Below are 21,073 nucleotides of genomic sequence, written 5' to 3' on the forward strand. Positions count from 1 at the left end.
AAAATGATAATTAAAATTTTACAAAGTATAATATCACTATTTTTATCTGATTTTACGCAAAACTAAATATTGCCTCCATAATATTCATGACAAAGTAAGTCACATTTTAAAAACTGAAGCACTCAGCTTCTCATCTGTCACAAAACAACTGCCGGCAGTAAAGTTTTTCACTCTTTAAATAGGAATGTCGCTAATTCGTTACAGATCGTCGTTGTGAAGCCGCACAGTTTTCTCCTTAGAATATTGCATATCATTATAAAAATTTAACTGTCTCCGGCATCGGTACCACCGGAAGACAGATAACAACCGGTACCACGGGGAATAGGAGAACACATATGAAGAGGCTCTTTGCTTCAACTGTTCTGGCCGCCGGTCTTTTGACGGCTTCCGGTATGATGTCTGTGTCTGCACAAGCTGCCGAATGCGGTGAAGTCACCATTTCCAATATGAACTGGCAGTCTGCAGAACTGCTTTCCAATCTTGATAAAATCATTCTCACCGCAGGCTATGGCTGCAATGCGGAAATCGTTGTCGGCGATACAGTACCGACCATCACATCCATGGTAGAAAAAGGTCAGCCGGATATTGCTCCGGAAGGCTGGGTCGATTTGCTGCCTGATATTGTTAAAAAAGGTTTTGATGACGGCAAAATTATTGCCGTGTCTGAGTCCCTGCCCGATGGCGGTGAACAGGGCTGGTGGATTCCAAAATATATTGCCGATAAAAACCCTGACATTAAAACCTTCGACGACTTGCTGAAACATCCTGATCTGTTTCCTGATCCGGAAAATCCGTCCAAGGGCGCTATTTATAATGGCGCACCGGGTTGGGGCGGCACGGTTGTTACCAGCCAGTTCTACAAGGCTTTTGAATTTGAAAAAGCCGGTTTCAACCTGATTGATACCGGATCCGCAGCGGGTCTGGACGGCGCTATCGCCAAAGCCAATGAGCGCAAAGAGCCGATTGCTGCCTTCTATTGGGCACCAACCGCCCTGCTCGGCAAATATGAGATGGTCATGCTGAAAACCGGCTATGACATTGATGAAGCCGAATGGAAACGCTGCAACACAGTGCTCGACTGTCCAGACCCGAAGAAAAACGGTTGGCCGAAAGATCGTGTGCAAACTCTGGTCACCAAGAAGTTCTCTGATCGTGCAGGCCCTGCCCTCGACTATCTGAAAAACCGGTCATGGTCCAATGAAACGCTGAATAAGCTGCTCGCATGGATGACCGACAATCAGGCAACCGGTGAACAGGCTGCTGTCCATTTCCTGAAAACACAGGAAGATATGTGGACGAAGTGGGTTCCGGCTGATGTTGCTGAGAAAGTGAAAGCTGCGATCTGATGCTTAGAGCATGTCGCGCTCAAATAAATTCATTTGAGCGCGACATGCGACAATTAACAAAATCTGGAGCGAATGCAGCGGGTACGATTAAACGCGACATGCTCTAGTCACTGGTTTTATTCGTGACAAAGCCTCTTCAAAAATCCCTGTCCGGCCTCATTATGCCGGACAGGAAGTGTTTAATAAATTGAATGAGTTGCAAATCGGAGAACAGACGCTTCATGGACTGGCTGTACCGCTTTCCTAATCTCGACAATGCGACACTTACCAATCTCAAAAAAGCCATTGACGAGACATTCCGCAGCTTCACCCGTACCTACGGGGATGCCATTGAGGGCTTTTTCAACCCGCTGCAATATTTTCTGATTCAGGCAGAGCGCTTTATGACAGGCACACCTTGGCCGGTAATTCTGCTGCTGGTTGCCGCGATTGCATGGTTTTCCAGTCGCAGTCTCAAAATCACCATCGGCTCCGTCATTACTTTGTTTATCATCGGCTATCTCGGCATGTGGGATGATACGATGAAAACAATCTCGATGATTTTTGTCTGTACGGTTATCGCCATTCTCGTCGGTATCCCGACCGGCATTCTGATGGCCAAATCCAACCGACTGCAAAGTGTCATCAGCCCTGTGCTGGATATTATGCAGACTATGCCAAGCTTTGTTTATCTTATTCCGGTAGTGATGCTGCTTGGTATCGGCCGTGTACCGGGGCTGATTGCCGTGGTTATCTACGCCATTCCACCGATTATCCGCCTGACCAATCTCGGCATCCGGCAGGTCGACCGCGACGTGCTGGAGGCGGCAGATGCTTTCGGGTCCTCTCCATGGCAAAAACTCAAAAATGTACAGCTGCCGCTGGCTCTGCCAACTATTATGGCAGGTATCAACCAGACGATCATGATGGCGCTGGCCATGGTAGTGATTGCCTCAATGATCGGCGTACAGGGGCTGGGACAGCCGGTTCTTAAAGCTATTTCCAACCAGTATTTCACTTTGGGTATTTTCAACGGCATGGCCATTGTCGGTATTGCCATTATTTTTGACCGCATCAGTCAGGCCTATGGCGCACGGTTGCAGAAACATCTGGAGATCACGCATGGCCAATAATCCGTCCGTATCTGCAACTGAAACACCTGCAGCCGGTATCTCCATCCGCAATCTCTACAAGATCTTCGGCCATGACCCGAAAGCCTATGTACAGCTTGTCAGAGAAGGCATGACCAAAGCAGAACTCAATGACAAGCATGGTCATATTCTGGGGCTGCGCGACATTAATATTGATATGCCCGCAGGCGGCATTCAGGTGGTGATGGGCTTGTCCGGTTCCGGCAAATCCACCCTTATCCGCCATATTAACCGGCTGATTGACCCGACCAGCGGTGAACTTCTGGTTGGTGATGAAGATGTGGTCACCATGTCGCCTGCGCAATTGCGCGCATTCCGGCGGCACAAAACTGCGATGGTGTTTCAGAAATTTGCCCTGTTGCCGCATCGCACAGTTTTGGAAAACACCGTTTACGGACTGGAAATTCAGGGCGTGCCGCGTATCCGACAGCTGGAAGAAGCCCATCGCTGGATTGAGCGCGTCGGCCTGAAAGGCTTTGAGGAGAAATATCCGAACCAGCTTTCCGGCGGAATGCAGCAGCGTGTGGGACTTGCCCGTGCACTAACAAATGACGCACCGATCCTGCTGATGGATGAAGCCTTTTCCGCACTTGATCCGCTGATCCGCGTGGATATGCAATCCGTGCTGCTTGATCTGCAAAAAGAGATCAAAAAGACCATTGTTTTTATCACGCATGATCTGGATGAGGCTTTGCGACTGGGTGACCGGATTGCCATTTTGCGCGATGGTGAAATCATTCAGCAAGGCACAGGTCAGGATATCGTGCTTAATCCGGCAGATGCTTATATTGAAAGCTTTGTGCAGGAGGTCAATCGCGGGCGGGTTATCCGTGTGGATACGATTATGACGCCTCCCCAAGGCGCAGACACCAATCTGCCGGTGATCCGTTTTGACACGCTGCTGGAAGACGCAATGCGCAAGCTCGTAGATGAAAAAACAGAACAGCTCAATGTGTGTTGCGAAAAAGGCATTATCATCGGCCAGACATCTGTCAGCTCTGTTATGACTGCAATGATACGCCGTTAAATTTATAAAATCTCAAAATAAAAGCCTGCATTGAGCCATCAATGCAGGCTTTTAAAGTATTTTATACACTTATTTACTCAATGGTCTGCTGGACAGCACGGCCGGTGTCTTTGACATCCTTGCCGACACCGCGCACCGTATTGGCACAAGCGGCCAGCGACAACGCACAGAGAACAATAACAAGCGGGGCGAATACAGAAGTTTTCATCAAGATATCTCCCAAAACATGAGCAAAACCTGATCTGCTTGTCAGTTTCGGGTCGTTTTCCCGAGTAATGACTTTAGAAAATCCGCAGCCGTTCCTGACAAAAAACAGAACAGTTTCATGACAAGGAACGCAGAACGGCCCTTTCTGGTTGCATAACTAAAATATAATTCAGAAAATATTTTAAAACTTTACCGGCTATGCCTTGAAAAAAATATCAAGAGACGCAAACAATATAACGTTCGCGACATAACTTCATTTTACACCAATTCTAAGATTATAAAAATTTTGCGTTTGCGCGCCATTTTTCGATATGAAATTACCATTTCGCGACAGGCATTTGGCCGCACTTCCCTAAGACCAAAGAATATGTCTCAATACCGATATCCTGATTGCGCCGTCTGTGTGGGACAGAGAAACGGCCTTTCAGAGATCAAACTATACAAAGCAGTTCAGACAAAACAGAGAATGTTTTACGGGAAAATTCCCCTTAAAGAATAGAACCCTCTCTTCTCTGGCCCGATCTGATCTGCACAAATTAATAATTGAGCATCTTGTTTTTACGACAAGACAGCTCTGAAAATGCGGGAACATGGCCATGAATGATAAAGCACGGCTTAAGCGGTCTATTGTCTTTTTTCTGGTGCCGAATTTTTCTATGATTGCTTTTGCCACGGCGATTGAGCCGTTGCGCATTGCCAATCGTATGCTCGGTTTTGAAGCCTATCGCTGGCGACTGGCCTCCGCAGATGGCAAGCCTGTCATGGCATCCAGCGACATTGAAATTGCTGCAAACACATCACTGGATGATGAACGCCGCAATCTTATCGGCGAGAACCGCCCCAGCATGGTATTTGTCTGTTCAGGCGTCCATGTAGAGAATTATCAGAATAAATCTGCACTGGCATGGCTCCGTGAATCCTATAATCGCGGCATTTCCGTCGGCGGACTGTGTACTGGCGCTCATATTCTGGCATCGGCAGGGCTGCTCTCCGGTAAACGCTGCGCCATACACTGGGAAAATCTGCCGGGCTTTTCTGAAACGTTCCCGAAGGCTGAGGTCTATGCGGATTTGTTTGAGATCGACAGCAACCTCTACACCTGTGCAGGCGGCACAGCGGCGCTGGATATGATGCTGAAGCTTATCGGCGATGATTTTGATGAAAATCTGGTCAACAGCATTTGCGAACAGGCACTGACTGATCGCGTACGTAAACCGCATGACCGCCAGCGCCTGCCACTGCGTGCCCGTCTCGGCGTACAGAATTCCAAGGTACTCTCAATCATTGAAATGATGGAAGGCTGCCTCACAGAACCTCTGTCGCTGCTGGATGTTGCCGGTAATGTCGGCCTGTCCCGTCGCCAGATTGAGCGTTTGTTCCGTCAGGAAATGGGGCGTTCCCCTGCCCGCTATTATCTGGAAATCCGTCTCGACCGCGCCCGCCATCTGCTGATCCAGTCTTCTATGCCTGTGGTTGAGGTGGCTGTAGCCTGCGGCTTTGTCTCCGCTTCGCATTTCTCAAAATGCTATCGCGAACTTTATGGCCGTTCACCACAGCAGGAACGCGCCGACAGAAAACAGCTGATTGCTGCTTAAAAAATACAAGAGGCCGGTTTTACCGGCCTTTTATTTTTATACCCATGCATAAAAATCACCGGCATCTCAAAGGAAATGCCGGTGATTTTGTCTTTTCAATTGCTGAGCGTTTTAAGCTCTCAGGCGTTCATTCTCAGGATCAAACGGCGATTCCGGTACGATCGTCGCCTTGTAGTTTTTGCCGAGAATATTGATTTCCAGCTCCGTTCCGATTGCAGCATGTTCCGGCTTTACCATTGCCAGTGCAATGCTCTTATTGAGACGCCATGCAAAGCCGCCATTGGTGGCACGACCAACCAGCTTGCCGTCTTTGTAAATCGCCTCGGAACCGCGGGCATCAGCATCCTCAACACCGTGAATTTCAAGCGTCACAAAATTCCAGCGCAGACCTTTTTCACGGGCAGCTACAGCTGCATCACGGCCAATAAACTCGCCTTTATTCGGGTGAACAAAGCGATCCAGACCGGATTCAAAGGCATTATATTCCACCGACATTTCGCGTGGAATCAGACGATAGGATTTTTCAATCCCCATCGACAGCATGGCGCGGATACCAAACGGTTTGATACCGAATTCAGCACCGGCTTCCATCACCAGATCATAGATCGTGTTCTGCTGTTCAATAGGATGATGCAGTTCCCAGCCCAACTCGCCAACAAAGTTAACGCGCAATGCATGGGCAGTTGCAGTGCCGACGCTGATTTCTTTACCTGTCAGCCAAGGGAAATCTTCATTGGACAGGCTGGTGCGGGTCAGTTTCTGCAAGACTTTACGGCTATTCGGCCCTGCAAGAACCAGCACACCGTATTTCTGAGTGATCGGGCGCAGAATAACCGAACCGTCTTTTGGCGCCAGCTTATAGAGATAATCATGATCGATATTCTCATAGGCACCGGCAGACACCAGATAGAAACTTCCTGGTTTCCACTCATAGACGGTGAATTCGCTCTGCACACCACCCTGCGGTGTCAGCATATGGCTCAGTGCCACGCGACCTTGTTTCTTCGGCACACGATTGGCGAGAATGCTTTCCAGCCACTGGCGCGCACCGGAACCGGTCACTTCCATCTTGGCGAAAGGTGACATATCCAGCAGGCCGACATTATTGGTGACATTCTTCACCTCATTGCCGACATGTTCGAAATAATTCGAGCGGCGGAACGACCAGAGCTCCTGAACCTTACCATTGGCATCCGGCTCCGGATGGTTATGGTTCAGCAGCACATCCGGCTTATCCAGCGATGCAACATCAATGCCATAGCCTTCCGGCGCAAACCAGTTGGCACGTTCCCAGCCATAGACGGAACCGAACACACCGCCCAGAGCCTTCTGGCGATCATAGGACGGCGAGCACTTCAGCGGACGCGCAGCTGTGCGTTCCTCATCAGGATAATGCACGGTGAAAACATCGGCATAGGCTTCTTCCGCTTTTTCCTTGAGATAGCCTTCGGTCACATAAGGGCCGAAACGGCGCGGATCGACACCCATCATATCAATGGATGGTTCGCCCTCGACAATCCATTCGGCCAGCTGCCAGCCGGCACCGCCCGCAGCAGTCACACCAAAAGAATGGCCTTCATTGAGCCAGAAATTCTGCAATCCAGGTGCAGGGCCGATAATCGGATTACCATCCGGCGTATAGGCAATCGCACCATTATAAACTTTCTTGATCCCCACCTCGCCAAAGGCAGGAACCCGCGCAATTGCGGTTTCAATATATGGCATCAGGCGTTCAAGATCTTCCTGAAACAGCTCATATTCGCTCTCGTCAGACGGGCCATCCTGATAGCAGACCGGTGCACCGATTTCATAAGGCCCGAGCAGAAGACCGCCATTTTCCTCACGCATATACCATGAGCTGTCACTCTCGCGCAGCACGCCCATTTCCGGCAAGCCTTTCGATTTGCGCTCCATGATTGCCGGATGCGGCTCGGTGACAATATATTGATGCTCGACCGGCACAACCGGTACGGTGAGGCCGACCATCTTGCCGGTTTTCGCAGCGAAACTGCCGGAAGCGGACACAACGTGATCAGCGGTAATGTCGCCCTTGTCGGTCTTCACCAGCCATTTACCGTCCGGCAATTGTTCAATACCGGTCACAGTGGTGTAACGATAAATCGTAGCGCCCATATCACGGGCACCTTTTGCCAGCGCCTGTGTGAGATCGGCCGGCTGGATATAACCGTCATCCGGATGCTGAATCGCGCCGAGAATACCGTCCGTTTCCGCCAGCGGCCAGACTTCTTTGACCTGCTCCGGCGTCAGAATATTCACCGGCACACCAATGGTCTTCGCCACACCGGCATAATACATATATTCGTCCCAGCGGTCTTTGGTGCGCGCCAGGCGAATATTGGTACACTTGCTGAAACCGACATTCAGACCGGTCTCTTTTTCCAGTTCCTGATAGAATTTGACGGAATATTTGTGAATCTGCCCGACCGAATAGCTCAGATTAAACAGAGGCAGAAGCCCCGCCGCATGCCATGTCGAGCCGGAGGTCAGTTCTTTGCGCTCGATCAGCACAGAATTTGCCCAGCCTTTCTTCGCCAGATGATAGAGCGTAGACACGCCTACCACACCGCCACCAATAACCACCGCACGGGCATGGGTCTTCATGAAACTTCATCCTCTGAACCGGCAATGCCGCGTCTTTTTCTGAAGCGGTCCGGCACTGCAACATTCTGATACAGCCTGTTATTTCAGCCCCTTTATCCGGTGCGGTCATAACGTGGCAGGGCGCAAATCTTCTGCCTTGAAGCGCACCATTCCTCCGGTGTTTCAAAGCAGATTGCGCTTACTATGCTGTCAGTTCAGTGACTTGTAAGGTCTGTTTGCGACACAGCCGAAAAGCGCCGCGACGCGGCCTCTCCGCAGTGTAAAATCACTCCCGCAGGCAATGTCAAAACAAGGATTACCGCTTTAAGCATAAGAAAAAGCCGCAACGGTTGCGACCATTGCGGCTTTAAAAAAATCTGTCATTTTGAAGCGGTTATTTATGCGTACCGCCGCCGTTGAGAATTGTAATGGCCTCATTACCCGTCAGCGCCTCGCGGTCGCCGTTCGGAAAGGTCACAAAACAGCCGCTGGGGCAGATTGATACTGTTTCACCGGGCTGCACTGTCACCTGCTGCTTGGAAGAACCTTCCGTCACCACAAGCGTCTGTGCTGTGCTGTCGCTGTTCAGGACGGATGCTGCCAAAGCAGATGCTGATCCGGCCAGAATGCCTGCAATCATAACAAGGCTGCCAAATCCGGTTTTTTTCATATTCACCATAGCACTCCTCAATCTCTGAACTCACTGCGGTTTCAATGTCTGTGTCAGTCACACTTTAGTCTGCACCGCATCATTTCATGGCCTTATTTATAATCATTGCCGATGAACCGCAACTGAATGAGAAATTAATTAAAGCTTAATCCAGACAAGAATCGAACAACTTTCTGGCATTTCCTTCATTAACAGAGCATTTCCACTGATCATTGAAACTTCGGAAATGCTCTGTTCGTTCATTTATACGCGTATCTTGCTCCGAAAACCGTTTCACACGTTTCGGGATACGCTCTAACCCTCAGCGACCTCTTCTGAATTTACATGCGGCTCAGGCAAAGGAATCGGTGACGGCAAAGGCATTACACTGATCCCTTCCGCTGCAAACCGCTCAACAATCGTGAATTGCAATTCATTACGCACACCGAGAGCGCTGGTGATATCGGCCAGAAAAATACGGATCTCGAAGCGCATCATCATATTGCTGCTGACCAGTTCGGTCATATTAATCAGAAAGACCATCGGCTCCGGATTCTTCAGAACCAGCGGCGTTTCCTTGGCAATTTCAAACAGCATTGCCTGAATCCGGCGCACATCGGTACGATAACCGATCAGAAGCTGCATATCGGAACGGCCAAGTTTGTTACGATGCGTCCAGTTGCCGACATTGTCATTAATCAGCGTCGAGTTCGGCACGATAATCGTCTCGCGCTGGAAGGTTTCCACTTCCGTTGCACGCACGCTGATCTTCTTCACAAAACCACTGACAGTGCCTGTCTGGACCCAGTCGCCGACCTTCAGCGGGCGCTCAGCCAGCAGGATCAACCCCGAAACAAAGTTCGAGACAATATTCTGCAAACCGAAACCGATACCAAGCGAAAGACCACCGGCGACCAGCGCAAGGCTGGAGAGATTGATACCGGCAGCTGAAATACCAAGCAGCCCCGACAAAGCCAGACCGACATAACCAACCACGGTTTTGATGGAATTACGCACACCCGGATCAATGCGTCCGCGTGCCATGACACTGCCGTCCAGCCAGTTCTGGAACAACCTTGTCAGGAAGTAACCCATAATGAACAGCACAATACCGGTCAGAATACTCAGCAGCGAAATCGAGAAATTCCCGATCTGGAAACCGGTCATAATCCGCACAAAACTCGTGCTCATTTCCGACCACTGGAAACCAAACTGCATCAGAACCAGCGGCACACCAATCAGCAGGACGATAAGATTAATGACAATACCCGCCAGCAGCCCCAGCTGATCCAGCGTTGCTTCATTGGCATTAAACTTGTCCCGCAACTTCCGTCCGAGGCTGGTATTGGCAAAGGCCTTCTCATGGGTAATGGCGCGGGCTGTCAGAAAGCCGAGATACATGGTGACGATAAACGCACCTGTCACCACAATCTGCTGCGCCACAAAACGGGCAAGGCCGATATAACCAAAAATCGCAGCGCAAATCGGTACCAGTCCCAGCACGATCAGAATGATCTTGGTGAGTTTCGGCCATTCACGCAATTCACCGGTTCTCGGATTCTGAATCGGTTTCAGGAAGGCAATCGCCAGCAGCAGAGCACCAACCATTGCTGTGCCGATCACACTTTTCGCCACAGTCAACGACAAGGGCGAAGACATCACGCCATTCAGAATTTCCAGAAAATATTCAATACTCTGCGTAATCGCAGCAGCTGTCAGTAACCAGATCAGGATTTGCGCAGGTTTTGGTGCAACCGGCAGCAGACGCCAGTTCGGCATATCCGGACTAAGCACACCCCGTGCCAGCCGGTAAATAAACAGCACCACACAGAAAAGAGAGAACAAGGCAGCCAGCAACTGCGCCACATCAGGCCGCAGCAGATCGAAACGCTGGAACAGTACATAGACCAGCCCCAGAAATACGACAATCGCCACAGACGGAATGACCGTTGACCAGAAAGCAACGGACAAGCGACTGAGATAGCTCGGCCTTTCCTCCAGCGGATCGCGTTCATAAAGATCGGCCAGCCACCGCCTTGCACTTAAGTGAATAAGCAATGCCGGAATAACGGAAATCGCCAGCACACCAAGCAATGTCCACAGACGCGGATAGAGTGTGAAATCCCACCACGATTTCAGCAGATAATAAAATGTCTTGGTTTCATAACCGGCCGCATTGATAACCTCCGTCACCAGCGCCGTGTTAATATCAACGCGCTGAGACAGGGTCTGCGTAAACAAATCGCGACGCATGGAGCCGATTTTCTCAATCAGCTGATTGGCCTGTACTGATGCATCTTCGGTAAAGCCGAGAACCGTATTGATCTCGGCCTTTTCTGTGGTCAGCCGCTCCCGCTCTGTCGCAACAATTTCGGATTCAGCAGGCTTACCTTCCGCAGGCGGCGGCCCCATCTGGTCAAGACGTGAATTGATTTCACTCAGACGCGGGCGAAATGCGAGACCGGCATCAAGAAGCTTTTTGGAAATCCCCTCGAGCTTGACTTTAATATTGGCCAGCGTTTCATCATTGCTTTTGGATTTATCGAGAGTTTTGCCGATCTCATCAATCTGGCTGCGCAAGTCCTCGACAATCGTCTTTTGCTGCGCTGCCAGATTCTGTGAGACCGATTGCGCCTGAGCCATATCCCAGCCGCTTCCGGTCACGCTCCCTGCAGCAATGCCCGAGACCAGCAATACAAAGCACAATAAAAACCTTAGGGAGATTGCTGATAGGAGTTTCAAAATCTGTCTCTCAATAAACTGCTGCTTCCGATTCATATTATTGACTTTTCCGGGGCTTTTTCAGAACCGTCAATCCACAAATAACAGCTTAGAAATAAATGGGCGCAAACGCTGCTTTCTTATGCACAATATAGGCGCAAATAAGATTAAGGCCACAGCTTCATGTCTCAGAGAAGTTGTTTATCTTCTCGTGCAGCATCTCAGCGGACATAGCTGTTTTTTGTCAGCAAAATTCAACAAAGCCGTGTCATGTCAGCTATTTTCCTTGTGATTAAGGTGCTGAATGGTTAATGAGATGAAATAGTATTTTTGCATAAGCCGGAGGCCTTCTGCAAATTTACTCAAGTCAGACATGATTTTCGCAAATCAGGACAAAAGCGAGCCGGAACAATTTTCAGATCCAGACTTTGCAGAGCGATAACGGGGAAAGCACGACAGGAACAGCACAGGCTGTCTCTTCGCACGGTACTTTATTCTTTTGGCCTGCTGTGGTTTCTGTCCGGACTTCTGGCTCTGCAATCGGCATTAATTACAGCCGGTGACCAAAACACAATCAGCTATCAGACCGCAGCTCTGGTTCAGGATCGCCAAAGCGTTCAGACGACTGATCCGTCAGGGCGCGCACCGAACAGCACGCTGACAGCGCCGGTTCGGGCAATTCTTAGCCCTGCACTATATTTCAGCAGCAAAGCTCTGCCCTTCAGCGCTGACGGCACTTTCATTCTGCCGGCATTATTTGCCCTTCTGTCAGCTTTCACTTCCGCATCCGTTCTGCGCATTCAGCATAACCAGCAGACAGATGCCCGCCGGAGCGCTATTCGCGCCCGTGCACCGCCTTTACCCCAAATTTAAATTCTGCTTTCCGGCAGTTCTTTTAAAGTAAGTCCTATCTGACACTATGCGTCTGACAGGTCTTATGATTTCCATCTGCATTACGGCACGGTCTGTCTGAATACAGTCATTCCTGCCGCAAACAATCGGACCGGATTACTCTCATGCGTACACCCAAATGGGCTGTATATCTTTACAGTCTCATCATTCTGGCAGGCATATTCATTGCCCTGCCGAACGTCTTTACCAAGCAACAGCTGGAAAATATGCCCGGCTGGTTCCCGAAAAATCAGGTCACACTCGGGCTTGATCTTCGCGGCGGTTCTTACCTCGTCCTTGAAGTGGATGCTGCCGGTCTGAAAAAAGACCGTCTGCGTACATTGCTGGATGATGCACGCAGTAACCTGCGCTCAGAACGTATCCAGCCACAGTCCATTCGTGTGGCCGGCGATGCGGTTCTGGTCAATATTGCCGATACTGCTCAGCGTGACCGTGCGGTAACAGCACTGAAAACCCTGATTAATCCTGTATCGACCAGCGGTTTCGGCACACCGATCAATGATATCGATGTGACAACGCCGGGTGAACAGATCCGTCTGTCGCTGACAGAGGCCGGTTTCAACTATCGTCTCGACAGCGCCCTCACCCAAAGCCTTGAGATCATCCGTCAGCGTGTGGATCAGGTCGGTGTTTCCGAGCCGTCCATCCAGCGCGTCGGCAGTGACCGTATCGTGGTTCAGTTGCCAGGTCTGCAGGATCCGACACAGCTGCGCCAACTGCTGGGTTCAACTGCTAAAATGGCCTTCCATATGGTTGCGGATGCAGATCCGAACAGCCCGCCACCTCCGGGCGTCACAATTATGGAAGATTCCAAAAATCCGGCCATTAAATATCCGATCGAAGATCAGGTCGCTCTCAGCGGCGAACGTCTGACCGATGCCCGCGCCGGTTTTGACCAGCGTTCAAACGAGCCGATTGTTTCGTTCCGTTTTGACAGTCAGGGTGCCCGTCAGTTTGCTGAAATCACCACAAAGAACGTGAACCGTCCTTTTGCTATCGTTCTGGATGACAAGGTTCTGTCTGCGCCGACTATCCGCGAGCCGATCACCGGCGGCTCCGGCCAGATCAGCGGCCAGTTCACTGTTGAAGATACTGTGGTTCTGTCGGCTCTGCTGCGTGCCGGTGCATTGCCTGCGCCACTGACAGTTATTGAAGAACGTACTGTTGGTCCGGATCTCGGCGGCGATGCCATTAAAATGGGTGTCTATACCGGTATTCTCGGCTTTATTCTGGTCGCCGCATTCATCATCATGCTCTACGGTGTATGGGGTATGATCGCGAATTTCGCGCTGCTTCTGAATATTGTCCTGACGTTTGCGGCACTGACCCTGATCGGGGCAACGCTGACCCTGCCCGGTATTGCCGGTGTTATCCTCAGTATTGGTATTGCTGTGGATGCGAATATTCTTATCAATGAGCGTATTCGTGAAGAAACCAAAAAAGGCATGGGCGCCATGGCCGCGCTCGATAAGGGCTTCAACTTCGCTTATTCAACCATTGTTGACGCCAACGTCACCTCGGTGATTGCAACCGTTCTGCTGTTTATGTTCGGTACCGGCCCTGTTCGCGGTTTTGCTATCACCATGATGCTCGGTATTGCCATTTCCATGTTTACGGCTGTTTCGGTCGTTCGCATTATCATGGCTTGGTCTGTCCGCCGCCGTAAGCTGAAGGTTCTGCATATTGAACCTTGGGTGCGCGTGGCTCCGGAAAATACGAATTACCAGTTCATGAAAGCCCGTTATTTCGGGATTATGGTGTCGGTTATTCTTTCGGTTGCCTCGCTGTTCCTGTTCTTTAAACCAGGTCTGAACTACGGTCTGGACTTTACCGGCGGTATTCAGGTTGAAATCACCACATCCCAACCGGCTGATCTGGGACAATTGCGTTCCTCGCTCGGCGGTCTTGGTCTGGGTGAAGTCGCATTGCAAAATGCAGGCAGCCCTGAAAATGTTCTGATCCGCGTTCAGCGTCAGGATGGCGGTGAAGAAGCACAGACCGTTGCGGTTAACAAGGTTCGTGAAACTGTTCAGTCGATCGACAAGGATGTGAAGATCGAGCGTACAGAAGTCGTGGGACCAAAGGTCAGCGGCGAGCTTGCACGTTCCGGCTTTATCGCTCTGGTACTGGCTGCCGGTGCGATGCTGATCTATCTCTGGTGGCGGTTTGAATGGTATTTCGCGGTCGGCGCGATTGCCACGCTGGTATTGGATACCACCAAACTGGTCGGTTTCTTCGTCATCACCCAGCTCGACTTCAACCTCACCGCGATTGCGGCTGTGCTGACTCTGGTCGGTTACTCGGTCAATGATAAGGTGGTGGTCTATGACCGTATGCGTGAAAATATGCGTATGTATAAGGCCAAACCGCTGCGTGAAATCATTGATATGAGTATCAATCAGGTTTTCGCCCGTTGTATCTATACCTCGCTTTGTACCTTCCTTGCTGTTCTTCCGATGGCAATCTGGGGTGGCAGCGCGGTTGAGAACTTTGCGATCCCGATGTTGTTTGGTGTGTTCATTGCAACCACATCGTCGATCTTCATTGCAGCACCGATCCTGATGCTGCTCGGCACCTGGTGGGAACGCACCCATAAGCGCGGCCTCGGCGATACGGATACTACCGTTACCGCCAAGTAATCAGGCACAAATACGTATCACGCGGCTTAAATACCGCGTGATACTCCTCCTCTACCGCCCTTTTTCTGAACTGCATAATTCCGCCGATATTGCAGTTGAGACAAACGGCCCAAAGACGCTTATCGCAAGGCGATGAAATGCTACGCATCACGCCTTGGAAAGTTCAATCGCCACTCGGGCTTAACCAAAGTCCTTTGAGTTTTACTCCATGGACTTTGGTTATATAAGGACAAGCCGCCATGCCTCACGACACACCTCTCATCGCCACGATTGTTGTCGGTCTGTGTCTGGCCTTTCTCTTCGGAGCCATTGCCAATCGTCTTCGCATCTCCCCGCTGGTCGGCTATCTGCTGGCTGGTGTATTGTGCGGCCCCTATACGCCGGGTTTTGTCGCCGATCAGGAGCTGACACTCCAGCTGGCTGAAATCGGCGTTATCTTGCTGATGTTTGGTGTAGGCTTACATTTTTCCGTCAAAGAACTACTGTCGGTAAAAGCCATCGCAGTTCCGGGAGCGCTGGTGCAGATTTTTGCCGCAACCGCTCTTGGCACCGGTCTCGGCCTGATTATCGGCTGGGATCTCACCGGTTCCGTAACCTTTGGTCTGGCGCTCTCCACTGCATCCACCGTTGTGCTTCTCCGCGCCATGCAGGAACGCCGGCTGATGGAAACAGACCGCGGACGCATCGCAGTCGGCTGGCTGATTGTTGAAGATCTGGTGATGGTGCTGACACTCGTGTTGATGCCAGCGATTGCCGGTCTTTTGTATGGCAATTCCGGCACGGTTCCGTCAGATCCCATTGCTTCATATCTGGGGCTTGGCATTACCGGCATCATTGTACTGACCCTGATCAAAATTGCAGTCTTCATCGCGCTGATGCTGATAGTCGGCAAAAGAGTTGTTCCATGGGTGCTGGAGGTGATTTCCGCCAGCGGCTCGCGTGAACTCTTCCGCCTCGGCGTACTGGCCATTGCTCTGGGCGTGGCCTTTGGCGCTGCCAACCTGTTCGGCGTATCACTGGCGCTCGGCGCTTTCTTTGCCGGTATGGTGATGAGTGAATCGGAACTCAGCCATCAGGCTGCCGAAGAATCCCTGCCGCTGCGTGATGCATTTGCAGTGCTGTTTTTCGTCTCGGTCGGTATGTTGTTCGATCCGATGGTGCTGATTAATAATCCTCTGTCCCTGCTGGCGACATTGTTGATCATCATGATCGGAAAATCCGCCGCCGCTTTCTTTATTGTACGCGCATTCAAACATCCGACGGGAACCGCACTAACCATTTCTGCCAGCCTTGCGCAGATTGGTGAGTTCTCATTCATTCTCGCAAGTCTTGGTGTTTCTCTGAAACTGATGCCGAAAGAGGCTCAGGATCTGGTACTGGCGGGTGCAATTCTATCTATCCTGTTCAATCCGCTGGTGTTTATCGGTTTTGAAAAGCTGCGCCCGTTCATTGAACGCAAACTTGGTGCCAAACAATCACCGGATGTCACAGAGCTTACGCCAGATGATGATGAATATCACACCATCAAGTCTTTTAGCGCTTATGCAACATCCTTAACCGGTCATACGATTATTGCCGGTTACGGTGAAGTTGGTTCACGCGTTGCGGAAAAACTTCTCGCAGACAAATGCCCGATCGTTGTGATTGAAAATGCGGAAAAACCAGCGATTGAACTGCGTGAAACCGGAGTTGAAGTTATTCTCGGCAATGCCGCAGAAAAAGAAACGCTTAGCCGAGCCGGTCTTGCTGATGCACAATGCCTTATTCTCGCACTGCCATATGCTTTTGAGACCGCCCGCGTCATCGCACAGGCCAGCCAGAAGAATCCTGACTTGCATATTATTGCTCGTGCTGAATCGGTGGTTGAGGCCGATTATCTGCGTGATCTCGGAATTGGGACGATTATTCTGGCAGAAGAAGAAATTGCCCGCGGCATTCTCGGAAAAATTTCCGCATCAAAAACAGATTATGCAAAAAACTTGACAGAAACTTCACCTGAAGAACCCTTAAGTTCCATAAATTAATGATTAAGACATAAAAATCGTTAAAAGTGACGAAGTATAAAAACTGACAACATGTGAATACCTGTTACAAATAGGTGATGTGGAATCAATCAGCAGACATCCGCCCTTAAAAGACGGAATTCCGGTGATGACATATGTGACCACACCAACAACAAAAGGGTGTCATCTGATAGATGAAATGGAAAGATTACATCTGGCCGACAATCGGCATCGGCGCGGTTATTGTATCCGTATGGCTTCTGTATAATGAACTGCGCAGCATTTCTCTTGAGGATGTAATTGACAGTCTCGCGGCGATTACCCTGAAACAATGGCTGCTGAGTGCTTCCTGTGCATTGCTTTCCTATATGGCGCTGGCCGGTTACGACCGCATAGCGCTCAAGCATCTGCACAAAAAAATCTCATGGCTGTTTATCAGCCTGTGCTCTTTCACCGCTTATGCCCTGTCACATAATATCGGTGCGTCTGTTATTTCCGGTGCGGTTGTCCGCTACCGTGCTTATTCTTCCAAAGGCCTTTCCGGTGCGGAAGTTGCCGTTTTGGTAGGTTTCTGCTCTTTCACCTTTGCACTCGGCACGCTGATCCTCAGTGCTGTCGTTCTGCTCGTTGAGCCGGATCTGCTTCAGCGCTTTAACAATGATATTCCCGAGAGCGTCGCAATAGCTGCCGGTATTATTATTCTTGTATTGGTTGCGCTTTATGTATTCGGCAGCTTCATGCAATTGCGGCCTTTGCGTATCGGCTCCAAATTCCAGCTATCCTATCCGCGCCTCTCGGTTGTTTCATGGCAGCTGCTGATTGCGCCACTGGAACTGATCGGTGCCGCAGGTATCATCTATTTCGCCCTGCCTGAGGTGAACCATCCGGGCTTCCTGATTGTGCTCGGCATTTTCCTGATTTCATTCTCGGCAGCTCTGATTTCCAATGCACCGGGCGGCCTTGGTGTTCTGGAATTCCTGTTCATCACCGGTCTGCCAAATCTCAATCCGGCAGATGTTCTGGCAGCACTGATTGTCTTCCGCCTGCTCTATCTGCTGATACCATTCGGTATTTCGCTGATTGTTGTGCTGATTTTTGAGAAGAGCGAATTCTCCAAAAAGCGCAAAATACAGGATAACTGACGAAACAACCGTAAGCTTATAAGAAAGAGCGCTTTGTCTCAGCAAAGCGCTCTTTTTCATTTATTGCACAACAATCGCATCAATATCAATTTCAGGTGAGCGGCCATCATTCACATCAATCTCACCATGAATTTGCACTTTGACTTTATCATCAAAGCGAGACGACGGCAGCTTATCGTCATCAATCTCAACCCGGATTTCACCGGTTCCGTCAGAGAAAATATACTTCTCATGGCTAACTTTTCTGATGATATAACCGTCAAGAATAATACGCCGGTCATCAACCGGATTTTTCAGAATATCTGAAACGCTACGGGTCTGCTGAGACACATTAGGCCCCGTATATTGCGCATAGGCATAGCCTGTAACAGCTGTATTTATTACCAGCACTGAAATTACAACATTAAAAATTTTTCTCATAATAGAAACCTTTATAAATATTAAAAACTACTTCGGAAGCCAGACAGCTAATACACTAAAAATCATGAAAATCATATGTTGCTAAAATAAAAAAGCCGCGAAACTCAATTTCGCGGCTTTTTCGTTAAGGTATGGCACTCTTACGAATGCGCCCAGTCCCAATAGAGTTTGCGGGCTTTTTGCGCAACCGGACCATAACTCAGCTGCTTGTCATCGAAACCGATCACCGGCACAACTTTGGAATGATTGCCTGTTGAGAAAATTTCATCCGCTTCGCGGAAATCTTCAACCTTCAAAGTGGTTTCAGTGACTTTTACGCCATTATCACGCAGCAGACCAATCACGCGTTGACGGGTAATGCCATTGAGGAATGTACCATTGGGTGCAGGTGTAAACACTTCACCGTCACGCACCATGAACACATTTGAAGAGGCAAGTTCCGCCACATTGCCCAGCATATCGCAAACCAGCGCATTGCCGAAACCTTTGGTACGGGCTTCACGGATCATGCGGGCATTATTCGGATAGAGGCAGGCAGCCTTGGCATCCAGCGGCATGGTTTCAATCGTCGGACGACGGAAGCGTGTAGTAGTAATGGTAAAACCGGTTGGCTCACCCATCGGAATCTCTTCCAGACACAGCGCAAAATCCGTGCTTTCGGCAGCAGGCAGAACCACATTAGCTTCGCCCTCTTCCGCCCAATACATCGGACGGATATAGACTGCCGCATTCTCACCGAATTTTGTCATGCCCTGACGGCTCAGTTCCATGATTTCTTCAGGCGTATAAGTCGGCTTCAGACCAAGTGCCTCGGCGGAGCGGTTAACGCGCGCGCAATGGCGATCCAGATCAGGGATGACACCTTCAAAACCGCGTGCACCGTCAAAAACCAGTGAGCCAAGCCATGTTGCCTGTGATGACGCGCCGAGAATGCGCACATCGCCTTCATGCCATTTGCCTTTATAAAATGTCCAGCTACGACCAATCTGGCCCATGTCACTTCTCCATATGCGAATCAAAATTGAAATCCGGCACTCTGCTGCAAACAGATACCGGCCCGTGGCGACAAGCTGCATCTGTCCGTAACCGGCTGAGTTAATCAGCAATCTCCGGCAAGGTGGCAGCGTCAGCAACGCAGAACCACATTAAAATCCTCTCAGGGAAGTGCAACTACTCAAATATAAAAACTATTTTTTTAATTTATTCCGGTGCGCGGAAGCCTCAGTAAAATCAGCACCCCATACATTTTAAACACAAAATCATTCCTAAAACGCATCAACCCTGCCATTCCTGGACTGTAATATATCTGTTTGACGTAAACGGAAGTCAGTCTTTTCAAGCCAAGGAAAACACACATCATTCCTGTTGTGGTTTTATGATTTCAAGACCATTTTCCTGCAATGAAGCGGTAAAATCGCTTCATGATCCATGCGCAGAAGCTGCGGCAAAGGCTCTCTTCCAACATAAGAACAATGCTAAATTAGCGCCCACACTATGCGACATTAATTGTACGGCAACCCCACAATCAGCTATTGCCCCCCTGCATTTCCTATGGAAAACTTGTTGCAACAAATTTCATAACAATAAACTGTGGGGAATAATCAATGAAGCTTACGCATATTGCATTCACGGCCTGCACCATGCTCGGCGGACTGGCTTTGGCAGCCGGAACCGCTCAGGCACGCGACCTCACTGTTGTCTCCTGGGGCGGCAGCTATCAGGACGGTCAGCGCGAAATTTATTTCAAACCTTTTGCCAAAGAACTGGGCAAACCGGTGCTTGATGAAAGCTGGGATGGCGGCTACGGCGTTTTGCAAGCCAAAGTCAAAGCCGGCGAAACCAATTGGGACGTCGTGCAGGTTGAAGCTGAGGAGCTTGAGCTTGGCTGTGCTGACGGCATTTATGAAAATATCAATTGGGAACAGCTCGGCGGCAAAGATAAATTCATTCCGGCAGCGGTACATGATTGCGGCGTAGGCGCGATCGTCTGGTCTACCGGCATCGCCTATAATGGCGATACGATGAAAGATGCCCCGCAATCATGGGCTGATTTCTGGGATGTAAAAAAATTCCCGGGCAAACGCTCTTTGCGCAAAAGTGCCAAATATTCTCTTGAATTTGCGCTGATTGCAGACGGCGTTGCACCGAAAGATGTGTATGATGTGCTGGCATCGCCGGAAGGTGTGGACCGCGCATTCAAAAAACTGGATGAAATCAAACCGCATATCGTGTGGTGGGAAGCCGGTGCGCAGCCGGTACAGCTGCTCTCTTCCGGTGAAGTGGTAATGGCCTCGGTCTATAACGGCCGTATCAATGCGCTGAACCGCACCGAGAACAAGAATTTCGGTTTTGTCTGGCCGGGCAGCATCTATGCCGTCGATAGCTGGGCAATCATGAAAGGCACGCCTTTCCCGAAAGAGTCGATGGATTTCATCGCTTTCGCCAGCAAAGCTGACAATCAGGCCAAACTGCCTGAATATATCACCTATGGTCTGCCGAATATCGAAGCCGATAAATTCGTTGACGAAAAATACCGCAAAGACCTGCCGACAACACCGGCCAATATGACCGATGCAGCAGCTATCGGCGTGGAATTCTGGACAGATAATTCTGAAAGCCTGAACCAGCGTTTCAACGCATGGCTTGCCCAGTAAGCTGAAGCCAAAGACCGGCCTTTCACA

The 21,073-nt window shown here is 50.0% G+C and carries 15 protein-coding genes; 8 read left to right on the forward strand and 7 right to left on the reverse strand.

Annotated elements, in window-relative coordinates; all coding sequences use genetic code 11:
- Positions 1–335: 335 nt before the first annotated feature.
- The 3 genes from HBA93_RS15720 to HBA93_RS15730 all read left to right on the forward strand — a co-directional run bounded on the left by HBA93_RS15720 (position 336) and on the right by HBA93_RS15730 (position 3,503).
- Complete coding sequence (locus tag HBA93_RS15720) at positions 336–1,346, forward strand: ABC transporter substrate-binding protein (protein WP_121991384.1); 1,011 nt, start codon at positions 336–338, stop codon at positions 1,344–1,346.
- Between the two features lie 221 nt (positions 1,347–1,567).
- Positions 1,568–2,458: an ABC transporter permease gene (locus tag HBA93_RS15725; protein WP_221723866.1), complete on the forward strand. Its 891-nt coding sequence runs from the start codon at positions 1,568–1,570 to the stop codon at positions 2,456–2,458.
- A complete protein-coding gene (locus HBA93_RS15730) occupies positions 2,448–3,503 on the forward strand; it encodes a quaternary amine ABC transporter ATP-binding protein (RefSeq protein WP_286201980.1) in 1,056 nt (351 codons plus the stop codon). The genes HBA93_RS15725 and HBA93_RS15730 overlap by 11 nt, the downstream gene beginning before the upstream one ends.
- Before the next feature lie 73 nt (positions 3,504–3,576).
- On the opposite strand, the gene HBA93_RS15735 is transcribed toward HBA93_RS15730, so the two are convergent.
- Positions 3,577–3,711 (reverse strand): entericidin A/B family lipoprotein, encoded by a 135-nt coding sequence (locus tag HBA93_RS15735; RefSeq protein WP_121991387.1) that lies wholly within the window; start codon positions 3,709–3,711, stop codon positions 3,577–3,579.
- A gap of 595 nt (positions 3,712–4,306) precedes the next feature.
- Here HBA93_RS15735 and HBA93_RS15740 point away from each other — a divergent pair.
- Entirely contained in the window at positions 4,307–5,305 is a 999-nt protein-coding gene (locus HBA93_RS15740) for a GlxA family transcriptional regulator (protein ID WP_022709850.1), read from the forward strand.
- 111 nt (positions 5,306–5,416) lie between these two features.
- On the opposite strand, the gene HBA93_RS15745 is transcribed toward HBA93_RS15740, so the two are convergent.
- From HBA93_RS15745 to HBA93_RS15760, 4 genes are all read right to left on the reverse strand, one after another.
- Positions 5,417–7,927 (reverse strand): GcvT family protein, encoded by a 2,511-nt coding sequence (locus HBA93_RS15745; protein ID WP_221723868.1) that lies wholly within the window; start codon positions 7,925–7,927, stop codon positions 5,417–5,419.
- Positions 7,928–8,300: 373 nt separating this feature from the next.
- Positions 8,301–8,585: a hypothetical protein gene (locus HBA93_RS15750; protein WP_022709852.1), complete on the reverse strand. Its 285-nt coding sequence runs from the start codon at positions 8,583–8,585 to the stop codon at positions 8,301–8,303.
- A 285-nt stretch (positions 8,586–8,870) separates the two neighbouring features.
- Entirely contained in the window at positions 8,871–11,219 is a 2,349-nt protein-coding gene (locus HBA93_RS15755) for a mechanosensitive ion channel domain-containing protein (protein WP_353619372.1), read from the reverse strand.
- 674 nt (positions 11,220–11,893) lie between these two features.
- Positions 11,894–12,076 (reverse strand): hypothetical protein, encoded by a 183-nt coding sequence (locus HBA93_RS15760; protein WP_221723869.1) that lies wholly within the window; start codon positions 12,074–12,076, stop codon positions 11,894–11,896.
- Positions 12,077–12,292: 216 nt separating this feature from the next.
- Here HBA93_RS15760 and secD point away from each other — a divergent pair, with 216 nt between their 5' ends.
- The 3 genes from secD to HBA93_RS15775 all read left to right on the forward strand — a co-directional run bounded on the left by secD (position 12,293) and on the right by HBA93_RS15775 (position 17,972).
- A complete protein-coding gene (gene secD / locus HBA93_RS15765; protein ID WP_221723870.1) occupies positions 12,293–14,827 on the forward strand; it encodes a protein translocase subunit SecD in 2,535 nt (844 codons plus the stop codon).
- A 239-nt stretch (positions 14,828–15,066) separates the two neighbouring features.
- Positions 15,067–16,851: a cation:proton antiporter domain-containing protein gene (locus tag HBA93_RS15770; RefSeq protein ID WP_221723871.1), complete on the forward strand. Its 1,785-nt coding sequence runs from the start codon at positions 15,067–15,069 to the stop codon at positions 16,849–16,851.
- A gap of 173 nt (positions 16,852–17,024) precedes the next feature.
- Positions 17,025–17,972 carry a lysylphosphatidylglycerol synthase transmembrane domain-containing protein gene (locus HBA93_RS15775; protein ID WP_221723872.1) on the forward strand — a complete coding sequence of 316 codons (948 nt, stop codon included), beginning with the start codon at positions 17,025–17,027 and terminating at the stop codon, positions 17,970–17,972.
- A gap of 60 nt (positions 17,973–18,032) precedes the next feature.
- On the opposite strand, the gene HBA93_RS15780 is transcribed toward HBA93_RS15775, so the two are convergent.
- Positions 18,033–18,392: a YgiW/YdeI family stress tolerance OB fold protein gene (locus tag HBA93_RS15780; protein WP_221723873.1), complete on the reverse strand. Its 360-nt coding sequence runs from the start codon at positions 18,390–18,392 to the stop codon at positions 18,033–18,035.
- 140 nt (positions 18,393–18,532) lie between these two features.
- Positions 18,533–19,387, reverse strand: coding sequence for a branched-chain amino acid aminotransferase (locus HBA93_RS15785; RefSeq protein WP_221723874.1), 855 nt, complete (start codon positions 19,385–19,387; stop codon positions 18,533–18,535).
- A 645-nt stretch (positions 19,388–20,032) separates the two neighbouring features.
- On the opposite strand from HBA93_RS15785, the gene HBA93_RS15790 reads away from it, so the two are divergent.
- A complete protein-coding gene (locus HBA93_RS15790) occupies positions 20,033–21,046 on the forward strand; it encodes an ABC transporter substrate-binding protein (protein ID WP_286201983.1) in 1,014 nt (337 codons plus the stop codon).
- Positions 21,047–21,073 lie beyond the last annotated feature (27 nt).

This window comes from Ochrobactrum sp. SFR4 (assembly GCF_019730395.1).
Classification (GTDB): domain Bacteria; phylum Pseudomonadota; class Alphaproteobacteria; order Rhizobiales; family Rhizobiaceae; genus Pseudochrobactrum.

Coding starts and splice junctions, on each gene's coding strand:
- HBA93_RS15720 (WP_121991384.1), top strand. CDS start 336: ATGAAGAGGCTCTTTGCTTCAACTGTTCTGGCCGCCGGTCTTTTGACG.
- HBA93_RS15725 (WP_221723866.1), top strand. CDS start 1,568: ATGGACTGGCTGTACCGCTTTCCTAATCTCGACAATGCGACACTTACC.
- HBA93_RS15730 (WP_286201980.1), top strand. CDS start 2,448: ATGGCCAATAATCCGTCCGTATCTGCAACTGAAACACCTGCAGCCGGT.
- HBA93_RS15735 (WP_121991387.1), bottom strand. CDS start 3,711: ATGAAAACTTCTGTATTCGCCCCGCTTGTTATTGTTCTCTGTGCGTTG.
- HBA93_RS15740 (WP_022709850.1), top strand. CDS start 4,307: ATGAATGATAAAGCACGGCTTAAGCGGTCTATTGTCTTTTTTCTGGTG.
- HBA93_RS15745 (WP_221723868.1), bottom strand. CDS start 7,927: ATGAAGACCCATGCCCGTGCGGTGGTTATTGGTGGCGGTGTGGTAGGC.
- HBA93_RS15750 (WP_022709852.1), bottom strand. CDS start 8,585: ATGGTGAATATGAAAAAAACCGGATTTGGCAGCCTTGTTATGATTGCA.
- HBA93_RS15760 (WP_221723869.1), bottom strand. CDS start 12,076: ATGCGCAGAACGGATGCGGAAGTGAAAGCTGACAGAAGGGCAAATAAT.
- secD (WP_221723870.1), top strand. CDS start 12,293: ATGCGTACACCCAAATGGGCTGTATATCTTTACAGTCTCATCATTCTG.
- HBA93_RS15770 (WP_221723871.1), top strand. CDS start 15,067: ATGCCTCACGACACACCTCTCATCGCCACGATTGTTGTCGGTCTGTGT.
- HBA93_RS15775 (WP_221723872.1), top strand. CDS start 17,025: ATGAAATGGAAAGATTACATCTGGCCGACAATCGGCATCGGCGCGGTT.
- HBA93_RS15780 (WP_221723873.1), bottom strand. CDS start 18,392: ATGAGAAAAATTTTTAATGTTGTAATTTCAGTGCTGGTAATAAATACA.
- HBA93_RS15785 (WP_221723874.1), bottom strand. CDS start 19,387: ATGGGCCAGATTGGTCGTAGCTGGACATTTTATAAAGGCAAATGGCAT.
- HBA93_RS15790 (WP_286201983.1), top strand. CDS start 20,033: ATGCTCGGCGGACTGGCTTTGGCAGCCGGAACCGCTCAGGCACGCGAC.